This is a genomic window from Streptomyces sp. CB02923 (genome assembly GCF_001905005.1).
Lineage (GTDB): Bacteria > Actinomycetota > Actinomycetes > Streptomycetales > Streptomycetaceae > Streptomyces.
In genome coordinates, this window is sequence record NZ_LWKZ01000012.1 from 1 (window position 1) to 17,509 (window position 17,509).

A 17,509-nucleotide genomic window follows, 5' to 3' on the forward strand; every position below is an offset into this window, starting at 1 on the left:
GGCCGCCGCGGCGGTGGTGGCCGCCGCCGGGCTCGGCGGCTGGTTCGCCTCCCAGCACGGCGACTCCGGCGACGCCCGGCCGGGCGTCCAGCAGCCCGACGCGACGACCCCGCGGCCCGCGCCCTGACCCACGGCCCGCGCACCGGCCCGCGCACCGGCCCCGCGCCGCCCGGCGCGGGGCCGGTGCCGCCGGTCCCGCACCCCGTCCCACCTGCGTCCTCGCGCCGCCGACCCGGAAGCGGCGCGAGGCTCGGGGCACGCGGACGGCGGCAGCCGTTAGGCTGGGGTGCGTGGCAGTCGTCGATGTATCCGAAGAGCTGAAGTCCCTCTCCTCGACCATGGGGTCGATCGAGGCCGTACTGGACCTCGACAAGATGAGGGCCGATATCGCCGCGCTTGAGGAGCAGGCCGCGGCGCCGTCCCTCTGGGACGACCCGGAGAGCGCGCAGAAGATCACCAGTCGGCTGTCCTATCTCCAGGGCCAGCTGCGCCGGGCCGAGGAACTGCGCGGCCGGGTCGACGACGTCGGTGTGCTCTTCGAGCTCGCCGAGGCCGAGGGGGACGACGAGACCCGCGCCGAGGCCGAGGGCGAGCTGGCCGTCGTCCGCAAGGCGGTCGACGAGCTGGAGGTCCGCACCCTGCTCTCGGGCGAGTACGACTCCCGCGAGGCCGTCGTCAACATCCGCGCCGAGGCCGGTGGCGTGGACGCCGCCGACTTCGCCGAGAAGCTCCAGCGCATGTACCTGCGCTGGGCCGAGCGGCACGGCTACAAGGCCGAGGTGTACGAGACCTCGTACGCCGAAGAGGCCGGCATCAAGTCGACCACCTTCGCCATCCAGGTGCCGTACGCCTACGGCACGCTCTCCGTCGAGCAGGGCACCCACCGCCTCGTGCGGATCTCGCCCTTCGACAACCAGGGCCGCCGCCAGACGTCCTTCGCGGGCGTCGAGGTGCTGCCGGTGGTCGAGCAGACCGACCACATCGAGATCGACGAGTCCGAGCTGCGCGTCGACGTGTACCGCTCCTCCGGCCCCGGCGGCCAGGGCGTCAACACGACCGACTCCGCGGTGCGTCTGACGCACATCCCGACCGGCATCGTCGTCTCCTGTCAGAACGAGCGTTCGCAGATTCAGAACAAGGCGACCGCGATGAACGTCCTCCAGGCGAAGCTGCTCGAACGCCGCCGCCAGGAGGAGCAGGCCAAGATGGACGCGCTCAAGGGCGACGGCGGCAATTCCTGGGGAAACCAGATGCGGTCGTACGTTCTGCACCCGTACCAGATGGTCAAGGACCTGCGTACCGAGTTCGAGGTCGGCAATCCGCAGGGCGTGCTCGACGGCGACATCGACGGCTTCCTGGAGGCGGGTATCCGCTGGCGCAAGCAGCAGGAGCAGCAGAAGTAACATCCGGCCCGGCGTAAGGCCGCCCGAAAAGGCCGGGAAAACAGCCGGGAAATGCACCGGGAAATCAACTGTCGCTTTTTGAGCGGCAGTTGATTTTTGTTGTCGTGGGACGAGGTGGCGGTTTGGTCACAGTCATACGTCCATGGACCCCGCAACTCACCTCAATTCGGTCATCGCACCTTTATTTGACCTTGACGATGATGTGAGAACTGGGAATGGTGGTACGTGGCATACGTATGTCTGGGGCGTGCGTGTGAACGGGGAACTGAGTGCAACGGCCGCAGGGCGGTACGGCGACTCGCCTACCCGGGTCGGCCGCTGCCCCGAACAGCGATGCTCCATGGACGAGTAGAGCTACTGGGGGTAGCAGGCACATGACGAAGAAGACGCGGCTGCGCGTAGCGCGCATTGCGGCCGGCGCGGTGATCGCGGCCGGTGCGTCGCTCACCGCCGCAGGCGCCGCCTCGGCGGTCGGCACCGAGCAGACGGCAGGCTCCGGCGGCTCGGGCGGCGGCCTGGGTGCCATCCTCGACGATCTCCTCGGCGGCGGCGACACCGGCGGCAGCGGCGGTGGCGAAATCGGCGGCAGCGAGACCGGTGGTAGCGAGACCGGCGGCAGTGAGACCGGTGGTAGCGAGACCGGTGGTAGCGAGACCGGCGGTAGTGAGACCGGCGGTAGTGAGACTGGCGGCAGCGAGACCGGCGGTCAGAGCGGCAACCAGACCGGTGGTAGCGAGACCGGTGGCAACCAGACCGGTGGCCAGTCCGGCAACCAGACCGGTGGTAGCGAGACCGGTGGCAACCAGACCGGTGGCCAGAGCGGCAACCAGACCGGTGGCAACCAGACCGGCGGTCAGAGCGGCAACCAGACCGGTGGCAACCAGACCGGTGGCAACCAGACCGGTGGCAACCAGACCGGCGGCAACGGCTCCGGCGGTTCGGACGGCTCCACCGGCAGCACCTCCAACGGCAGCACCGGTGGCAGCGACGACGGCACCGGCACCGGCACCGACAACGAGGGCAGCAAGCCGATCGAGCAGCCCGGCGAGGGCAACGAGCAGATCGTCAACACGCCCGGCCAGCCGCAGCAGCAGGCCAAGGGTGGCGAGCTGGCGGAGACCGGTGCCTCCGGCACCACCTTCCTGCTCGTCGGCGCGGCGACGATGATCGCCGGTGGCATCGGCTTCCGCCTGATGCCGCGCCTGATCAACAAGAACGGTGGCGGCGCGGCCGCGGCCTGACACCAGGCCCGCCCCGTACCCGGGGCAGCGCATGACGAAGGGCCCGGAGCGCGAGCGGCGCTCCGGGCCCTTCGGCGTCCCTGCGTCATCGGTGTGCGCCCGTCGGCGCACCAGGCGGAGCGAGGCTCCGTACGCGCTGCGTCACCGGGCGCCGCCTCAGGCGGCCTGGTGCACCAGCACCGCGAGGGCGATCAGCGCCACCAGCAGCGCCACCAGGGCCGCGGGCGTCACCTGCCCGAACAGCCCGCTCTCCTGCAGCCGTTCCCTGCTGGCCCGGCACACGGGGCAGCGGCCCTCGTTCACAGGGGCCGCGCAATTGGCGCACACCAGCCGGTCGTACGTCATGCGACCTCCTCCTCAACCGCTGCAACGCGCAAGGGACCACGATGGTTCCCTCTACCACTGTGCCAGCTTGTCGGCTGAACGGCGCGCCCCGGTCACCTTCCGGCCTTTTCGGCGGCACCGCTCGGGTCCACGGGCCGGAATGTGCTCCTTTTGTCCCCGTAGATGCCGTGAATAAACGCACCAACCCCGAACGGCGACTGCGCCTTCGCGTGAGACTCGCGTAGGGTCACGCTCACCGACGGGAGCCACAACAGGGGCATCCCGTGCCGCTACCCAGGTCGACCGTGGTGCATCAGTGATCCGATTCGACAACGTCTCCAAGACCTACCCGAAGCAGAACCGCCCCGCCCTCAGGGATGTCTCCCTGGAGATCGAGCGCGGCGAGTTCGTCTTCCTGGTGGGCTCCTCGGGCTCCGGCAAGTCCACCTTCCTGCGCCTGCTCCTGCGCGAGGAGCGCGCCAGCCATGGCGCCGTGCACGTGCTGGGCAAGGACCTCGCGAAGCTGTCCAACTGGAAGGTGCCGCAGATGCGCCGCCAGGTGGGCACCGTCTTCCAGGACTTCCGGCTGCTCCCCAACAAGACGGTGGGGCAGAACGTCGCCTTCGCCCTCGAAGTCATCGGCAAGCCGCGCGGCCAGATCCGCAAGACGGTCCCCGAGGTCCTCGACCTCGTCGGCCTCGGCGGCAAGGACGAGCGGATGCCGGGCGAGCTGTCCGGTGGTGAGCAGCAGCGCGTCGCCATCGCGCGGGCGTTCGTCAACCGACCGCTGCTGCTCATCGCGGACGAGCCCACCGGCAACCTCGACCCGCAGACCTCGGTCGGCATCATGAAGCTGCTGGACCGGATCAACCGGACCGGTACGACGGTGGTCATGGCCACCCACGACCAGCAGATCGTCGACCAGATGCGCAAGCGCGTCATGGAACTCGAAAAGGGCCGGCTCGTGCGCGACCAGTCGCGCGGCGTGTACGGCTACCAGCACTAAGCGTGTACGGCCCCCAGCACTGAAAGGACGCCATGCGCGCCCAGTTCGTCCTGTCGGAGATCGGCGTCGGTCTCCGCCGGAACCTCACGATGACCTTCGCGGTCATCGTCTCCGTAGCCCTCTCCCTCGGCCTGTTCGGCGCCTCGCTGCTGATGCGCGACCAGGTCGGCACGATGAAGGGCTATTGGTACGACAAGGTCAACGTCTCCGTCTTCTTCTGCAACAAGAACGACACCGAGACCGGTGCCAACTGCGCCAAGGGCGCGGCCACCGAGCAGCAGAAGAACGACATCAAGGCCGAGCTGGACCGCCTGCCGATCGTGCAGAGCGTGACGCACGAGACCAGCGACGAGGCGTTCAAGCACTACAAGGAGCAGTTCGGCGACACGCCCATCGCGGGCCTGGTCACGCCGGACCAGTTCCAGGAGTCCTTCCGGGTCAAGCTCAAGGACCCGACGAAGTACGAAGTGATCAAATCGGCGTTCTCCGAGCGGCCCGGCGTCCAGGAGGTGCAGGACCAGCGGGACACCGTCGAGCCGCTGTTCAACCTGCTCAACGGCATGAACATCGCCGCGCTGGTGGTGATGGCGCTGATGCTGGTGGTGGCGCTGATGCTGATCGTCAACACCGTGCGGGTGTCGGCGTTCAGCCGGCGGCGGGAGACCGGGATCATGCGCCTGGTGGGCGCCTCCAGTTTCTACATCCAGATGCCGTTCATCCTGGAGGCGGCCATCGCGGGCCTGCTGGGCGCGGTGTTCGCCTGCGTGCTGATCGTCGGCGGCAAGTGGGTCCTGATCAACAACTGGCTGGCCGCGCGCATCCAGGTCATCAACTTCATTGGCTGGGATTCGGTCGTGGCGGTGCTGCCGCTGGTGCTGCTGATCGGCTTGTTGATGCCGGCGCTCGCCGCGTTCTTCGCGCTCCGCAAGTACCTCAAGGTGTGATGTGTGCCAAGGGCGCCGTACGGTCAACTCCCCGTACGGCGCTTCTTTCTGGCCTACACTCACCGGCATGACGGGCCCGTGTTTGTTCGCCCGGCCCCGCCGCAGCCGCCGCGGGGCGGCCCTGACGTTGGTCTTCGTCAGCGTGCTGGCCACCGGTGCGGCGGCGGGCACCTGGGAGGAGAGCGGACCCCCCTCGGGCGAACGGCGGATATCCGGGCGTGCGGCCTCCGAAGCCGACCGCGTCCACCGGACGCAGCGCGCCGGCCGGCACGCCGCGGGGCCGCACACGGACGGCTCCGGCGCCGCGGACGACGTCGTCAGCCGCAGCGGCGACCGCTGGTCGACCGCCTTCTCGGCCCGCGAGTACGAGGATTTCGAGCAGGAGCTGAACGGCGAGTACGTCGGCGTCGGCCTGTGGCTGCGGCAGGCGGCGGACGGCCGCGCCCTGGTCTCCCGGGTACGGCCCGGCAGTCCCGCGGCGGCGGCCGGTCTGCGCGCCGGCGACGACCTGCGCGCGGTGGACGGCGTGCCCTCGCGGGGCAGCCAGGTCACCGAGGTCGTGGCGCGGCTGCGCGGCGGCGCCGGGCCGGCCGCCGGGGGCCCCGAGCCGGGCGCCGGGAGCGGCGTCGCCCTGGAGCTGCGGCGCGGCACGCGGCAGTGGACCGAGACGCTGCGCCGGGCCCGCCTGCGCGACCAGAACGTGATCACCGACCGCCCCGACGGCCCGGACGGCCCCACCCGCATCAAGGTCGGCGCCTTCAGCAGCGGTACGGGCGAGGAGGTCCGCCGGGCGGTGCGCGCGGCCTCCCCGCGCGGCGGCGTGCTGCTGGACCTGCGCGGCAACACCGGCGGCCTGGTGCGCGAGGCGGTCACCGCGGCCTCCGCCTTCCTGGACGGCGGCCTGGTCGCCACGTACGACGTCCGCGGCAGCCAGCGCGCCCTGTACGCGAAGGACGGCGGCAACACGCAGATCCCCCTCGCGGTGCTCGTGGACGGCGGCACGATGAGCGCCGGCGAGCTGCTGGCCGGGGCGCTCCAGGACCGCGGCCGTGCGGTCCTGGTCGGCTCACCGACCTTCGGCAAGGGCTCGGTGCAGCTGCCCAGCGAGCTGCCGGACGGCTCGGTCGCCGAGCTGACCGTCGGCCACTACCGCACCCCGTCGGGCCGCGGGGTGGACGACCGCGGCATCACCCCGGACCTGCTCGCCGCGGACGACGCCCCGGCCCGTGCCCGCACGGTATTGAGTGGCTTGGGGGGCGGGGCGTAGTGCGAAAATGGCTCCACTATGGCTAAGGCGAACAAGAAGAAGAACAAGAAGGACGACGGGACCGGCCGCAAGCTCATCGCCCAGCACAAGAAGGCGCGGCACGACTACCTCATCCTGGACACGTACGAATGCGGGCTGGTGCTGACCGGCACCGAGGTCAAGTCGCTGCGGCAGGGCCGGGCGTCCCTGGTGGACGGTTTCGTGCAGATCGACCGCGGTGAGGCGTGGCTGCACAACGTGCACATCCCGGAGTACGCCCAGGGCACGTGGACCAACCACAGCGCGCGGCGCAAGCGCAAGCTGCTGCTGCACCGCGTGGAGATCGACCGGCTGGAGTCGAAGTCGCAGGAGACCAGCCACACGATCGTGCCGCTGGCGCTGTACTTCACGAACGGCCGTGTGAAGGTCGAGATCGCGCTCGCCAAGGGCAAGAAGGAGTACGACAAGCGGCAGACGCTGCGCGAGCAGCAGGACCGCCGCGAGGCGGACCGGGTGATCTCGGCGGTCAAGCGGCGCGAGCGGGCCTGAGGGCCTGAAGGCCTGAGGGCCCCAGCGGCCCGGGTGGCCCGCGCGCCGGCCGTCCGCCGTACGGGCAGGAATACGCTGGCATCGTCGCGCGTTGGTCACGTACGATGGGCTACGCACCGCACGCCGGTGCAGGCACCACCTTGAAAAAACAACATGGGGATGATCGGTTTCGACAGCGGATGTCGAAGCAGGGGAAGCGAGCCGAGGAAGCGGCAATGATCTCGTAAACCCTATGTCGCAAAAAATAATCGCCAACACCAAGCGCGATTCCTTCGCCCTCGCTGCCTAAGTAGCGACTTGCGAAGTGTCAGCCCGGGGCTGTTCCCGACCCGGATCCTGGCATCAGCTAGGGGACTAAACTTCTGGGTCCGGTCACGGGGCCCAGGAGGAAATCAAACAGTGACTGAGCCCGTCGGAGACGTGTCCGCGAGATCTCCGGGGCTGAGAAAATCGCAGCGGACTGCGCTCGGAGAAGCCCTGTTTCCGCACCGTTGGACGCGGGTTCGATTCCCGCCATCTCCACTCGACGGAGAAACCGGAGGCCCTGGCCCCCGGACCCGTCACCCCATGTGAGGCGAAGGCCCCGCTGCCCAGGCAGCGGGGCCTTCGTCGTTCCCGCTGCTCAGGCCGGCCGCCGGGCGGCCCGTACGGCGTGGGCAGCCACGGCCGCCGCCAGGGCCAGCGCGGCGGCAGCGGCCGGTGCGGTGTAGCCCGCCGCGGCGCCCCGGGGCAGGTGCTGCACTGCCCAGCCGCCGCCCGCCGAGCCCGCCGCGATACCGGTCAGCAGCGCGGTCACGGCCAGCGTCATGCCTTCGTTCAGGCGGCCCGCCGGAACCCTCGACTGGATCAGCCCCATGCCGGTGACCATGGTCGGCGCCGTGGCCATCCCGGCGAGCAGCAGCGCCGCTCCCAGCAGGACCCCGCCGCCCGCGCCCGCGGCCGTGAAAGGCAGCCACATCAGTACGGCCATGGCGGCGACACACCACAGGAAGCGGCGGCCCGCCGGTCCGGCCGGGCGCAGCACCCCGTACAGGAGCCCCGCCGCACAGGACCCGGCCGCCTGGAGGGCGAGCAGCGCGCCCGCCGCAGCGCGCTGTCCGTGGGCGTCCGTGAAGCCGATCGTGACGACCTCCAGCGAGCCGAAGACCGCCCCGGTGGCGAGGAAGGTCAGCAGGAGGGGCAGGAGCGAGGTCACGAGCGGCCCGGCGCCGTGGCGGGCGGACGCGGACGCGGGTGCGGCCGGCGGCTCCGTACGGCGCTGGGCGGCGAACAGCAGCACCCCCGTCAGCAGCAGGACCGCGCCGGTCAGCGTGCCCGCCTCCGGGAACAGCCCGGTGCACAGGAAGGCCGCCAGCACCGGGCCGAGCATGAAGCACACCTCGTCGGCCGCCTGCTCGAAGGAGTTGGCGGTGTGCAGCGCAGCCGCGTCGTTCCGGAGGAGGTGGGCCCAGCGGGCGCGTGCCATGCCGCCGGTGTTCGGTGTGGTCGCGGTGCAGGCGTACGCGGCGAACAGCGTCCAGGACGGCGCACCGAAGTGGACGCACAGCAGCAGGGCGAGTGATCCGAGGACCGCCAGTGCCGTCGCGGGGACGGCGACCCTGGCCTGTCCGTACCGGTCGACGAGCCGCGCCGTCCACGGCCCGGCGACCGCCGTCGCCGCCAGCCCCGTCGCGGTGACGGCCCCGGCCAGCGCGTACGAGCCGCGCGACCCGGCGATCATCAGGATCGCGCTGACGCCGAACATGCCCATGGGCAGCCGGGCGAGGAGGTTGGCGGCGGTGAAGGCACGGGCGCCGGGCACGGTGAAGATCCGTCCGTACGGCCCGAGTACGCGCCGGAGCGCGGCGGGGGAGCGGCGGCGCCGACGGCGGACGGGCGGGACGGGCGGGGCGGTCACCGGCCGGGAGGCGAGGAAGAGGATCACGCAACCACGGTCGCCGCGCGGCCCGTTCCGCGTCCAACACCTGCTCCGTCCCCATTCACACACGCCCGTTGTCAATCACGCAGACGCGTCCGGGACCCGCACGCCCCGGTGGCACGATGTGCCCGTGCCCCGAGACCTCGACCCGCGCCTGCTCCGCGCCTTCACCGCCGTCGCCGACGAACTGCACTTCACCCGCGCCGCCGCCCGGCTGTACGTCGCCCAGCAGGCACTGAGCCGCGACATCCGGCGGCTGGAACGGGAGGTGGGCGCGGACCTCTTCGACCGTACGACGCGCCGGGTCGCCCTCACCGAGGACGGCGCCCGGCTGCTCCCGTACGCGCGCCGGGTACTGGCCGCCCACGACGACCTGGCCGCCGCCTTCCACGCCCCCGACGACCGTCCTCTGCTGGTCGACGTCGGTGTCCCCATCGGCACGGCGCACGCCGTCCTGGAAGAGGCCCGCCGCCTGGCCCCCGCCTGTGAACTCGTCGCGCGCTTCCACAGCGGCCTGACCGGCGCGGCGGCCGAACTCGCCGCCGGGCGGCTGGACGTGTCCTTCGGGCGCGTCGCCGGGCTGCCCCCGGCCGTACGGGCCCGCCTGGACCACCGGCCCGTACGGTTCGAGCCGATGGCCGTCCTGCTGGACGAGGGCCACCCGCTGGCGTCCCGCCCCGCAGTGCCCCTGTCCGCCCTCGCGGGCGAGACGCTCTACGCCGGGGCGGGCAACGCGCAGACCGCCGAGTGGACCGACCTCGCCACCCGCCTCTTCGCGGGGCGGGACATCGCGATGGCGGCGCCGTTCCCGGAGATCGAGGGATCGGCGGAGTTCATGCGGGTGGTGCGCAAACAGGGCTGGTCGGTGCTGGCCAGCGTGGAGTTCATCGACGTACCGGGCATGGCGCTGCGGCCGGTCACCGACCCCGTGCCGCTCTCGCCGATATCCCTGGTGTGGCGGCGCGGGCTGCGCCACGCGGGCCTGGACGCGCTCCGCACGGCCTGCCGGAGCCTGGCGGCCCGGCACGGCTGGCTGCGGCGGCCGGCGGGCCCGGACTGGCTGCCCGAAGAGGACGCAGCCCTGATGGCGCACGGCGGCTGACGGCCGGATCTTTGCCGTATGGGCAACCTGTGAGCCCTGGAATCCCTCCTACGGACGGCAGGAACCATAGCCGGACTATCTGGGGGTACCGTGCGCAAGCGCCCGCTGATGGTGGCGGCCCTGGCCGTGCTCGTGCTGAGCGGTGGCCTGGTCGCCTGTGACGAACCGCGTGTCGACGCGCTGCACGCGAGCTGTACGACCAAGGACCTGAGGTGGAAGGTCACGGTGCTGAAGAAGAAAGCCCGCAGTACGCACCGGGAAGGCCGGCTCTCGGCGGTCAACACCGGTGCGCGGGAGTGCGTCTTCCGCGGCTTCCCCGACTTCCTCGTACGCGTCGGCAAGGGGCCGGAGGCGGGCGGCGTGGGACACGGCCGCGCCCGCGCGGTCAGTCTGCCCGCCGGCTCCGGCGTCGTGGTCGACCTGCGGTACCGGGACGCCGAACGCGGGCACCCCGCCCCGGCCGACTGCCTGGTCGGCAACGGTTCCGCCGAGGTGACGGCGCCCCGCGACACGCAGGGCACGCTGGTGCGGGCGTGGGACGAGAGCGGCCGGCGGGCCCGGCTGGACGTGTGCGACAACGTCATCCGCATGGAGCCGCCGCGAAAGGCCTGACGGGGGCGGGCCCCACGGCCAGAGCCCAGCGGTCAGAGCCCCACGGCCAGAGCCCCGCGGTCAGGGCACCGACAGCAGCGGGTGGTACAGCCGGGTGTCATCGGGTTCGCCTACGGGGTGCCCGTCCACCGCTACCCAGGCGTGGGCGCGGAACGGCTCCGTACGCACTCCCGTGCACCACTGCGGCCACCGCCCGCGCAGCCGGCACAACAGCGCGGTCGCCACGGAGCGTTGCAGGCACCCGTTGCCCGCACAGCGCACGCTGACCGTGACGACGGCGTGCCGGGCGCGCGCCGCCTCCGGGGCGGTGGCGGGACCGGCGCCGCGCCGTACGGACTCCAGCGCGCGGCACAGCGTGCGCGGGGAGCAGCACGTCAGGAGGCGGGCCGCGGCGACGCAGCCCAGAGCGGCGCAGCGCTCCGCGAAGGACAGGCGCGCGGGGGCGCCGGTGGAGACGGGGTAGCTCACGAGGTCACCAGCTTCGCCGACTGGAGCGACTCCAGCAGCGCGACGGCGTCCGCGGCCACCCGGTCGGCCGCCGAGGGATGGCGGTAGCGCAGCTCGTCGGCGGCCGACGCGCAGGTGCCGCCGGCCAGGAGGTGTTCCAGGACGAACGCGCCGGTGTTGTTCATCTGCCAGTAGCGGCCCGTACGGGCGTTGAGCAGCACCATCCCTCCGGGGGTGCGCACACTGCTGACGTGGGGGGCTAGGGCGAACGCCATCGGGTTCAGGCTCCTTCCGCGGCGGGAACGGTGGGGCGGGCGGGGGCCTGCGACTCCTGGAGGGAGCGCAGCCAGTACTCGGCCGCCAGGGTGGGGTCGAGGGGGTGCAGGGTGTGGGAGCGGGGCTGCAGCGAGGTGAGGGCCGTCCGCAGCGCCTCGGGCCGGATCAGGCCCAGACCGGCCAGGCGCGAGTCGTCGCAGAGCGCGGACAGGGCCCGGCGGTGGCGGCGCAGGCCCGCGTAGACCTCGGCGCTGTGCTCGCCCTTGGTGCCCCGGGCCCGCAGCGCGTCCGGCAGGATTCCGCGCATGGCCGCGCTGAGCAGGGGCTTGTACGAGCCGACCGCGACCTGGTCCACGAGCCGCACGGTCAGCGCGGCCTCGATGACGTTGTCGTCGAGGAACGGGGCCTCGAAGGTCACGCCGTGCGGTGCGGTCAGGGCGTCGGCGCCGCGCACGATCTCCCCGGCGCGGGCGGCGGCCCGCAGCGTCTCGTGCTGGCAGCGCAGCGGCGCGAAGGGCTCCGGGGCTCCGGCGGCGGCGTCGCGCACCAGGCGGCGGACGGTGGCCACCGCGTCCGGATGCGCCCACGGCGGCATGGCCGGGACCACCTCCCAGTCGGCGCCGCTGTCGCCGGACCGCACGCCGGGCACGATCCGGTCGGCGCAGGACTCCAGCCACTGCGGGTACGGGACGCCGCCGAACAGGGTGCGCAGGGTGTCGACCAGCGTCCAGCGGCCGAGGCGGCGGGCCGCGCACGCGCGCCGGGCGGCGGAGCGGAAGTCCGTACGGGCCAGCGAGTTCAGCGCCACCGGGCGCGGGCTGAACAGTTCGTCGCCGCCGACGCCGACCAGATGGCGGCGCGAGCCGCGGGCGGCGACGATCGCGGCCTGGTGGGCCAGGCGGGCGCTCTCCCGGACCACGGAGAGCGGGCCTGCCGGGTCGCCGAGACCGGGCTGCGGCGGGGTGTACCAGGTGGGCGCGTCGGCGTACGGGAGCGGGAGGTGTTCGGCCGTGCGGAGCAGGGCCGCGCCGCGGTCGCTCCACACGGTGTCGTCGTTGGCCTCGTCCCGGCATCCCCAGGCCGTGGTGATCAGCCGGGGGGCGTCGCGGGCGGCGAGGAAGCACAGGCTGGTGGAGTCCATGCCGCCGGAGAGGTCGGCGCTGACCGCCGGGCCGCGGGTGCGGACCCGAACCGCTTCGGTCAGCGCGTCCCGTACGGATTCGGCGGCGTCCTCCAGCCACCGGTCCGGCTCGGGAGGCCGCCACCAGCGCACCGTGCCGTGCCGTCCGTCGGCGCCCAGGGTCAGGCAGTGGCCGGGCGGTACGGCGTGCACCGCACGCCAGGCGGGGCGCTGGGCGAGCGGGAACGGCGCGAACGGGGCGAGCAGCCGCAGCGCCAGACTCTCCTCGTCGACGGAGCCGAGGCCCGGCGCGCCGGTGGGCAGGCCGGCGGCGGCCGCCTCGCGGGCCAGCGCCGCCAGGTCCTGCGGGCGGCTGGCCGCGACCGTGACGCCGTTGATGCCCGCGTGGTGGAGCTGCCGGATCGTCGACAGGCTGCCCTGGCACCGTATGCGGGGGCCCATCGCGGCCAGCAGGAAGAAGCTGCCGGGCAGTTCGCGGATCCGGCTGTCCAGGTCGTCGAGGCGGCGCAGCCGGCGCAGCAGCCGGTCCAGGGTCCCGGAGTCGGCGGAGGCCGTACCGAGCAGCAGCAGCCGGTCCGGGCCCGAACCGGCCGCGACGGCCTCGTCGTCGGTCCAGTGCCCCATGACCCAGGCGCGTCCGGAGGGGTGGGGCACCGTCCGCACGGTGGGATCGCGTCTGAGGGACAGGCACAGCGGACCGGTCGCGGGATGGTCGGGGAAGACGACGAAGTCCACGATGGCTTACCACCCCTGGCGTGCGGTGCGGGCGTGTGGCGGGAGGTCGGTTCCGGTCGGATGCGGGCAGGTGGTGCGGACGCCGTACGGGTGGGCTCCGTACGGTCGGGGGCAGGTGCAGGTGCAGGTGCGGGTGCGGGGGAGGGCAGGTGCGGGTGGGTGCCGGGTAGGGGTGGGCGCCGTACCTCCGGAGCCGGTGCGCCGCGGGGCGGCTGGGCCCGCGGCGCCACCGGCTGTCCGGCCGCGTCGGTGGGGGCGGCCCCTGCCGGGGCGGGCGGTGCGCGCCCGGGCAGGGACCGCCGGACTGGGGGCGTGTGGGCGACGTCCCGTCAGGCCGGAGGGCAGCGGACCGCGCGGGGGCGCGGCACGGTCCGGTGGGGCCCGCACGGCTCCGGGGTCACCACCAGCCGTGACCGCGCCCGCCGAAGGTGTCCCAGTGGTGGCCGTGGAAGCCGAGCGTCAGCTCGGCGAAGTCACCGGCCTCGGCCAGCTCCGGCGCCTCGTACTCGACCGATTCGGGTTGTTCCTGGATGTCCGGCATGAGTGTGTCGCCTTCCCTCAGAAGTACCGAGCCGCTCTTGAACACAGGCTGTGCTCGCGCGATTACTCAGCGCGTCCAGGGAAGATGTTGCCAGTCTCCACGGCCCCTGCCATTGCCCCTAACGAGTGATGCCGGGGGCGCACGGGGTGCATTGGCGTAACCTCCGGCGGTTGTGCGCCGCCAGCGCGTTCTCCGCTCACCGCGCGCTCCCGGACGCGGTGAGCGCAAGGTTTCGCGACGGTCACGCACCGCCACAGAGGGGAAACGCGCCCTCCCTAGCGTCGCGGACACGGCGGCAACCGGGAGCTGGGAGACGCGATGGCAGGCACAGGAACGGCCACGGGGGAAGCGGCGGCCCGCACCGCCGGACGGGGAGCGGGCCGCTGGATCGAACGGTGGGACCCGGAGGACGAGTCCTTCTGGCGGCACCACGGGCGGCGGATCGCCCGGCGCAACCTCGTGCTGTCCATCGTCTGCGAGCACATCGGGTTCTCCGTGTGGAGCCTGTGGTCGGTCATGGTCCTGTTCATGGGGCCGCAGTACGGAATCGACGCGGCCGGGAAGTTCTTCCTGGTGGCGGTGCCGACGCTGGTGGGGGCGGTGCTGCGGGTGCCGTACACCTTCGCGGTCGCGCGGTTCGGCGGGCGGAACTGGACGGTGTGCAGCGTCGCGCTGCTGCTCGTCCCCACCGCTGCCGCGGTGTTCGCGCTGCGGCCGGGCACCTCGTACACCGTCTTCCTGCTGGTCGCGGCCCTGGCGGGGGTCGGCGGCGGGAACTTCGCCTCGTCCATGACGAACATCAACTCCTTCTACCCGCTGCGGAAGAAGGGCTGGGCGCTCGGCCTGAACGCGGGCGGCGGCAACATCGGCGTCCCCGTGGTCCAGCTGCTCGGACTGCTCGTCATCGCCACGGCCGGCGCGGACCGCCCACGGCTCGTCCTCGCCGTCTATCTGCCGCTGATCGTGGTGGCCGCCGTCCTGGCGGCGCTCTTCATGGACAACCTGCGGCCGGTGCGCAACGACACCGGGGCGGCCCGGGAAGCGGCCCGCGACCCGCACACCTGGATCGTCTCGCTCCTCTACGTCGGCACGTTCGGGTCGTTCATCGGCTACAGCTTCGCCTTCGGCCTGGTCCTGCAGACCCAGTTCGCGCGCACGCCCCTCCAGGCGGCGTCCCTGACCTTCATCGGGCCGCTGCTCGGGTCCCTGGTGCGGCCGGTGGGCGGCCGGCTGGCGGACCGGTACGGCGGCGCCCGGATCACCCTGGCGAACTTCGCGGCGATGGCGCTGGCCACGGGCGTGGTGATCCTGGCGTCGGCGCGGCACTCGCTGGAGGTCTTCCTCGCCGGATTCGTCGTCCTGTTCGTGCTCTCCGGCCTCGGCAACGGCTCCACGTACAAGATGATCCCCGGCATCTTCCAGGCCAAGGCGCTGGCGAAGGGCCTGACGGGCGAGGCGGTCGCGGCCCACGGGAGGCGGCTGTCCGGCGCGGTGATGGGACTGACCGGCGCGGTCGGCGCGCTCGGCGGACTGGGCGTCAACCTCGCCTTCCGCCAGTCCTTCCAGTCGGCCGGCACGGGCACCCCGGCGTTCGTGGCCTTCCTCGGCTGCTACGCGCTGTGCTCCGCGGTGACCTGGGCCGTATACCTGAGGCGTACGGCGGCCACCGTGGCCGTACGGGACCGGGAGGCGGCGGAGCCCGCGCTCGCGGAGGTGTGACGCGCGGGGCGGCGGGCGCCCGCGGCGGTCCGTAACAGCTGGGAAATACTGCGGGAGCGAGCCCGTCACCGGCGGTTGGCAGGCTCGGACCTTCACCGGTGCCCGGTGGCACCGGAGTCAGGACAAGCCAGGGACGGACCATGCACGAGGGCGAACAGGACGAGCGCCGGGACGACGGCGGCACGGGGCGCGGCGGGCGGCAGCACGACGGCCGCGGCGCCGCGGACCACGGCGCCGCCGGCCAGGGGGACGGGCCGGGGGACGGCGACCGCGGACGCACCGCGGCGGCCACGGACGTACGGCCCCTGGACGGCTTCACGGTCGGGGTGACCGCCGCCCGCCGCGCCGAGGAGCTGGGCGCCCTCCTCGAACGGCGCGGCGCCCAGGTCGTGCACGCCCCCGCGCTGCGCATCGTGCCGCTGCCCGACGACGCGGAACTCCTCGCCGCCACCAAGGACCTGATCGACCGGGCGCCGGACGTGGTGATCGCGACCACCGCGATCGGCTTCCGCGGCTGGATCGAGGCCGCCGAGGGCTGGGGGCTCGGGGAGGCGCTGCTCGCCCGGCTCGGCGCCGTCGAACTGCTGGCCCGCGGCCCGAAGGTCAAGGGCGCCATCCGCGCGGCCGGGCTGACCGAGAAGTGGTCGCCGGTGTCCGAGTCGCTGGCGGAGGTGCTCGACCGCCTCCTGGAGGAGGGCGTACACGGGCGGCGGGTCGTCATCCAGCTGCACGGCGAACCGCTGCCCGGCTTCGTGGAGTCGCTGCGGGCGGGCGGCGCCGAGGTGGTCGGCGTACCGGTCTACCGCTGGATGCCGCCCGCCGACATCGGGCCCGTCGACCGGCTGCTGGACGCGGCGGTCACCCGCGGCCTGGACGCGATCACGTTCACCAGCGCGCCGGCCGCCGCCTCGCTGCTGCGCCGCGCCGAGGAGCGCGGGATGCGGGACGGGCTGCTGCGCGCGCTGCGGCACGACGTGCTGCCCGCCTGCGTCGGGCCGGTCACCGCGCTGCCCCTGGAAGCGCACGAGGTGACCACGTACCAGCCCGAACGCTTCCGGCTCGGCCCGCTCGTCCAGCTGCTGTGCCAGGAACTGCCGGGCAGGGTACGGCCGTTGACGGTGGCCGGGCGGCGGGTGGAGATCCGGGGGCAGGCCGTCCTGGTCGACGGGAACCTGCGGCCCGTACCCCCGGCGGGAATGGCGCTGCTGCGCGCGCTGGCCCGCAGGCCCGGGTGGGTGGTCTCCCGCGCCGACCTGCTGCGCGCGCTGCCGGGCGCGGGGCGCGACGAGCATGCGGTGGAGACCGCGATGGCCCGGCTGCGGGGGGCGCTGGGCGCGCCCAAGCTGATCCAGACGGTGGTCAAGCGGGGGTACCGGCTGGCGCTCGACCCGCGGCTGGGGGCCAAGTACGGCGACGAGTGACGTACCCCGTCCTGCGGCTGCGCCCGGGTACCGGCCGGGCTGGCCGGACCTTCCGGGCCGCCGCTAAGTGGGGTTGGTCACCCGTATCTTGGACTGGCCGTGCGGGCGGGTCTCCCAGTCCTCCATGAACCGGGCCTCCAGCCCGTGCTTGCGGGCCAGCGCCAGCAGCGTTCCGGTGCGGTAGTAGAAGTCCTCGCGCAGTACCTGGTGCTCGGCGCCCTCGGTGCGGTCGAAGGTGAAGTCGAAGAATCCGCCGGGTGCCAGGATGCGGCCGACGTGCCGGAAGCTCTGGTCGATCACGGACAGCGGCGAGTGCGAGAAGACGCTGTGCGCGTGCACCACGTCGAAGTGCGCGTCCGGCAGGAAGTCGAAGGTCAGGTCCTGGGTGATGGTCAGGTGCGGCAGTTTGTCCTGGAGTTCGTAGGTGGCCAGCGTCTTCTTGGCGGATATGAGGATGTCCGGGGAGATGTCGATGCCGTAGTAGTTGCCGGTGTCGAGGTGGGCGATGAAGCGCCAGCCGGCCCGCAGGTTGCCGCAGCCGATGTCCAGCATCCGCGTGTCCGGCCGCAGCCCGTGTTCCTTCAGATAGGTGAACTGCATGTCGCCCAGCGCCAGCCACCGTTCGTGGCTGCGGCTGCCGACCGCGGCCTCCGGGTTGCGGCTGGTGTCGGAGGCCATCACGGCGCGGTAGTACGCGACGTGGTCGGGGTGCTTGAGGCGCAGCCAGCTGTCCCGGGCGGTGCGCCGGAGGTAGGGCGCGATGCGCGCCGGATTGCTGACCGCGTAACGGACCTTGTGCGTCAGGCTGGAGCGGTTCTTGAGCAGGGTCTTGGCCGACATGGCCCGGACTATACATCAGAGGTATACATGCGATGTATACAGAG

17 protein-coding genes and 1 other RNA gene are annotated in these 17,509 nt (G+C 72.7%); 11 read left to right on the plus strand and 7 right to left on the minus strand.

The genetic code is table 11. From position 1 onward, the window contains the following. The first annotated feature begins 290 nt into the window (after window positions 1-290). Complete coding sequence (gene prfB / locus A6A06_RS11680) at window positions 291-1,403, plus strand: peptide chain release factor 2 (protein WP_073761162.1); 1,113 nt, start codon at window positions 291-293, stop codon at window positions 1,401-1,403. Window positions 1,404-1,777: 374 nt separating this feature from the next. Continuing rightward, window positions 1,778-2,644 (plus strand): hypothetical protein, encoded by an 867-nt coding sequence (locus tag A6A06_RS11685; protein WP_073761163.1) that lies wholly within the window; start codon window positions 1,778-1,780, stop codon window positions 2,642-2,644. Between the two features lie 156 nt (window positions 2,645-2,800). On the opposite strand, the gene A6A06_RS11690 is transcribed toward A6A06_RS11685, so the two are convergent. Next, on the minus strand, window positions 2,801-2,989 hold the full coding sequence (locus A6A06_RS11690; protein WP_073761164.1) for a hypothetical protein: 189 nt from the start codon (window positions 2,987-2,989) through the stop codon (window positions 2,801-2,803). A gap of 295 nt (window positions 2,990-3,284) precedes the next feature. Here A6A06_RS11690 and ftsE point away from each other — a divergent pair, with 295 nt between their 5' ends. From ftsE to ssrA, 5 genes are all read left to right on the plus strand, one after another. Then, complete coding sequence (ftsE, locus tag A6A06_RS11695) at window positions 3,285-3,974, plus strand: cell division ATP-binding protein FtsE (protein ID WP_073761165.1); 690 nt, start codon at window positions 3,285-3,287, stop codon at window positions 3,972-3,974. 32 nt (window positions 3,975-4,006) lie between these two features. Beyond that, on the plus strand, window positions 4,007-4,918 hold the full coding sequence (ftsX, locus tag A6A06_RS11700) for a permease-like cell division protein FtsX (protein ID WP_073761166.1): 912 nt from the start codon (window positions 4,007-4,009) through the stop codon (window positions 4,916-4,918). Window positions 4,919-4,985: 67 nt separating this feature from the next. Further along, window positions 4,986-6,185: a S41 family peptidase gene (locus tag A6A06_RS11705; RefSeq protein ID WP_073761167.1), complete on the plus strand. Its 1,200-nt coding sequence runs from the start codon at window positions 4,986-4,988 to the stop codon at window positions 6,183-6,185. Window positions 6,186-6,203: 18 nt separating this feature from the next. Continuing rightward, window positions 6,204-6,713: an SsrA-binding protein SmpB gene (gene smpB, locus A6A06_RS11710; protein ID WP_073761168.1), complete on the plus strand. Its 510-nt coding sequence runs from the start codon at window positions 6,204-6,206 to the stop codon at window positions 6,711-6,713. Between the two features lie 155 nt (window positions 6,714-6,868). After that, window positions 6,869-7,238, plus strand: a transfer-messenger RNA (tmRNA) gene (ssrA, locus tag A6A06_RS11715). Window positions 7,239-7,335: 97 nt separating this feature from the next. Here the strand turns inward: ssrA and A6A06_RS11720 are convergent. Beyond that, window positions 7,336-8,637, minus strand: coding sequence for an MFS transporter (locus tag A6A06_RS11720; RefSeq protein ID WP_073761169.1), 1,302 nt, complete (start codon window positions 8,635-8,637; stop codon window positions 7,336-7,338). A 124-nt stretch (window positions 8,638-8,761) separates the two neighbouring features. On the opposite strand from A6A06_RS11720, the gene A6A06_RS11725 reads away from it, so the two are divergent. Both A6A06_RS11725 and A6A06_RS11730 read left to right on the plus strand, forming a co-directional pair. Continuing rightward, a complete protein-coding gene (locus tag A6A06_RS11725) occupies window positions 8,762-9,733 on the plus strand; it encodes a LysR family transcriptional regulator (RefSeq protein ID WP_073762078.1) in 972 nt (323 codons plus the stop codon). A 90-nt stretch (window positions 9,734-9,823) separates the two neighbouring features. Further along, window positions 9,824-10,345: a DUF4232 domain-containing protein gene (locus A6A06_RS11730; RefSeq protein ID WP_242440695.1), complete on the plus strand. Its 522-nt coding sequence runs from the start codon at window positions 9,824-9,826 to the stop codon at window positions 10,343-10,345. 60 nt (window positions 10,346-10,405) lie between these two features. On the opposite strand, the gene A6A06_RS11735 is transcribed toward A6A06_RS11730, so the two are convergent. The 4 genes from A6A06_RS11735 to A6A06_RS11750 form a co-directional block, all read right to left on the minus strand. Continuing rightward, window positions 10,406-10,813, minus strand: a complete 408-nt coding sequence (locus tag A6A06_RS11735; RefSeq protein WP_073761170.1) for a lasso peptide biosynthesis B2 protein — start codon at window positions 10,811-10,813, stop codon at window positions 10,406-10,408. Beyond that, window positions 10,810-11,067: a lasso peptide biosynthesis PqqD family chaperone gene (locus A6A06_RS11740; RefSeq protein ID WP_073761171.1), complete on the minus strand. Its 258-nt coding sequence runs from the start codon at window positions 11,065-11,067 to the stop codon at window positions 10,810-10,812. Before A6A06_RS11740 ends, A6A06_RS11735 begins: the two co-directional genes overlap by 4 nt. Window positions 11,068-11,072: 5 nt before the next feature. After that, the gene (locus A6A06_RS11745) at window positions 11,073-12,944 is read right to left on the minus strand and encodes an asparagine synthase-related protein (RefSeq protein WP_073761172.1); all 1,872 of its coding nucleotides are present in this window, start codon (window positions 12,942-12,944) and stop codon (window positions 11,073-11,075) included. Window positions 12,945-13,341: 397 nt separating this feature from the next. After that, window positions 13,342-13,485 carry a lasso RiPP family leader peptide-containing protein gene (locus tag A6A06_RS11750; RefSeq protein ID WP_199930836.1) on the minus strand — a complete coding sequence of 48 codons (144 nt, stop codon included), beginning with the start codon at window positions 13,483-13,485 and terminating at the stop codon, window positions 13,342-13,344. A gap of 318 nt (window positions 13,486-13,803) precedes the next feature. Between A6A06_RS11750 and A6A06_RS11755 the strand changes: the two genes are divergently transcribed. Both A6A06_RS11755 and A6A06_RS11760 read left to right on the plus strand, forming a co-directional pair. Then, entirely contained in the window at window positions 13,804-15,204 is a 1,401-nt protein-coding gene (locus tag A6A06_RS11755) for a nitrate/nitrite transporter (protein ID WP_073761174.1), read from the plus strand. 140 nt (window positions 15,205-15,344) lie between these two features. Further along, a complete protein-coding gene (locus A6A06_RS11760; RefSeq protein WP_073761175.1) occupies window positions 15,345-16,625 on the plus strand; it encodes a uroporphyrinogen-III synthase in 1,281 nt (426 codons plus the stop codon). Between the two features lie 63 nt (window positions 16,626-16,688). On the opposite strand, the gene A6A06_RS11765 is transcribed toward A6A06_RS11760, so the two are convergent. Further along, window positions 16,689-17,465, minus strand: coding sequence for a class I SAM-dependent methyltransferase (locus A6A06_RS11765; protein ID WP_073761176.1), 777 nt, complete (start codon window positions 17,463-17,465; stop codon window positions 16,689-16,691). Window positions 17,466-17,509: the final 44 nt, after the last annotated feature.

Excerpts from the sequence above, each read along its gene's own strand:
- A6A06_RS11685 (WP_073761163.1), top strand. The coding sequence starts at position 1,778 with ATGACGAAGAAGACGCGGCTGCGCGTAGCGCGCATTGCGGCCGGCGCG.
- A6A06_RS11765 (WP_073761176.1), bottom strand. The coding sequence starts at position 17,465 with ATGTCGGCCAAGACCCTGCTCAAGAACCGCTCCAGCCTGACGCACAAG.
- A6A06_RS11740 (WP_073761171.1), bottom strand. The coding sequence starts at position 11,067 with ATGGCGTTCGCCCTAGCCCCCCACGTCAGCAGTGTGCGCACCCCCGGA.
- A6A06_RS11690 (WP_073761164.1), bottom strand. The coding sequence starts at position 2,989 with ATGACGTACGACCGGCTGGTGTGCGCCAATTGCGCGGCCCCTGTGAAC.
- A6A06_RS11755 (WP_073761174.1), top strand. The coding sequence starts at position 13,804 with ATGGCAGGCACAGGAACGGCCACGGGGGAAGCGGCGGCCCGCACCGCC.
- A6A06_RS11705 (WP_073761167.1), top strand. The coding sequence starts at position 4,986 with ATGACGGGCCCGTGTTTGTTCGCCCGGCCCCGCCGCAGCCGCCGCGGG.
- smpB (WP_073761168.1), top strand. The coding sequence starts at position 6,204 with ATGGCTAAGGCGAACAAGAAGAAGAACAAGAAGGACGACGGGACCGGC.
- A6A06_RS11760 (WP_073761175.1), top strand. The coding sequence starts at position 15,345 with ATGCACGAGGGCGAACAGGACGAGCGCCGGGACGACGGCGGCACGGGG.
- ftsX (WP_073761166.1), top strand. The coding sequence starts at position 4,007 with ATGCGCGCCCAGTTCGTCCTGTCGGAGATCGGCGTCGGTCTCCGCCGG.
- A6A06_RS11750 (WP_199930836.1), bottom strand. The coding sequence starts at position 13,485 with ATGCCGGACATCCAGGAACAACCCGAATCGGTCGAGTACGAGGCGCCG.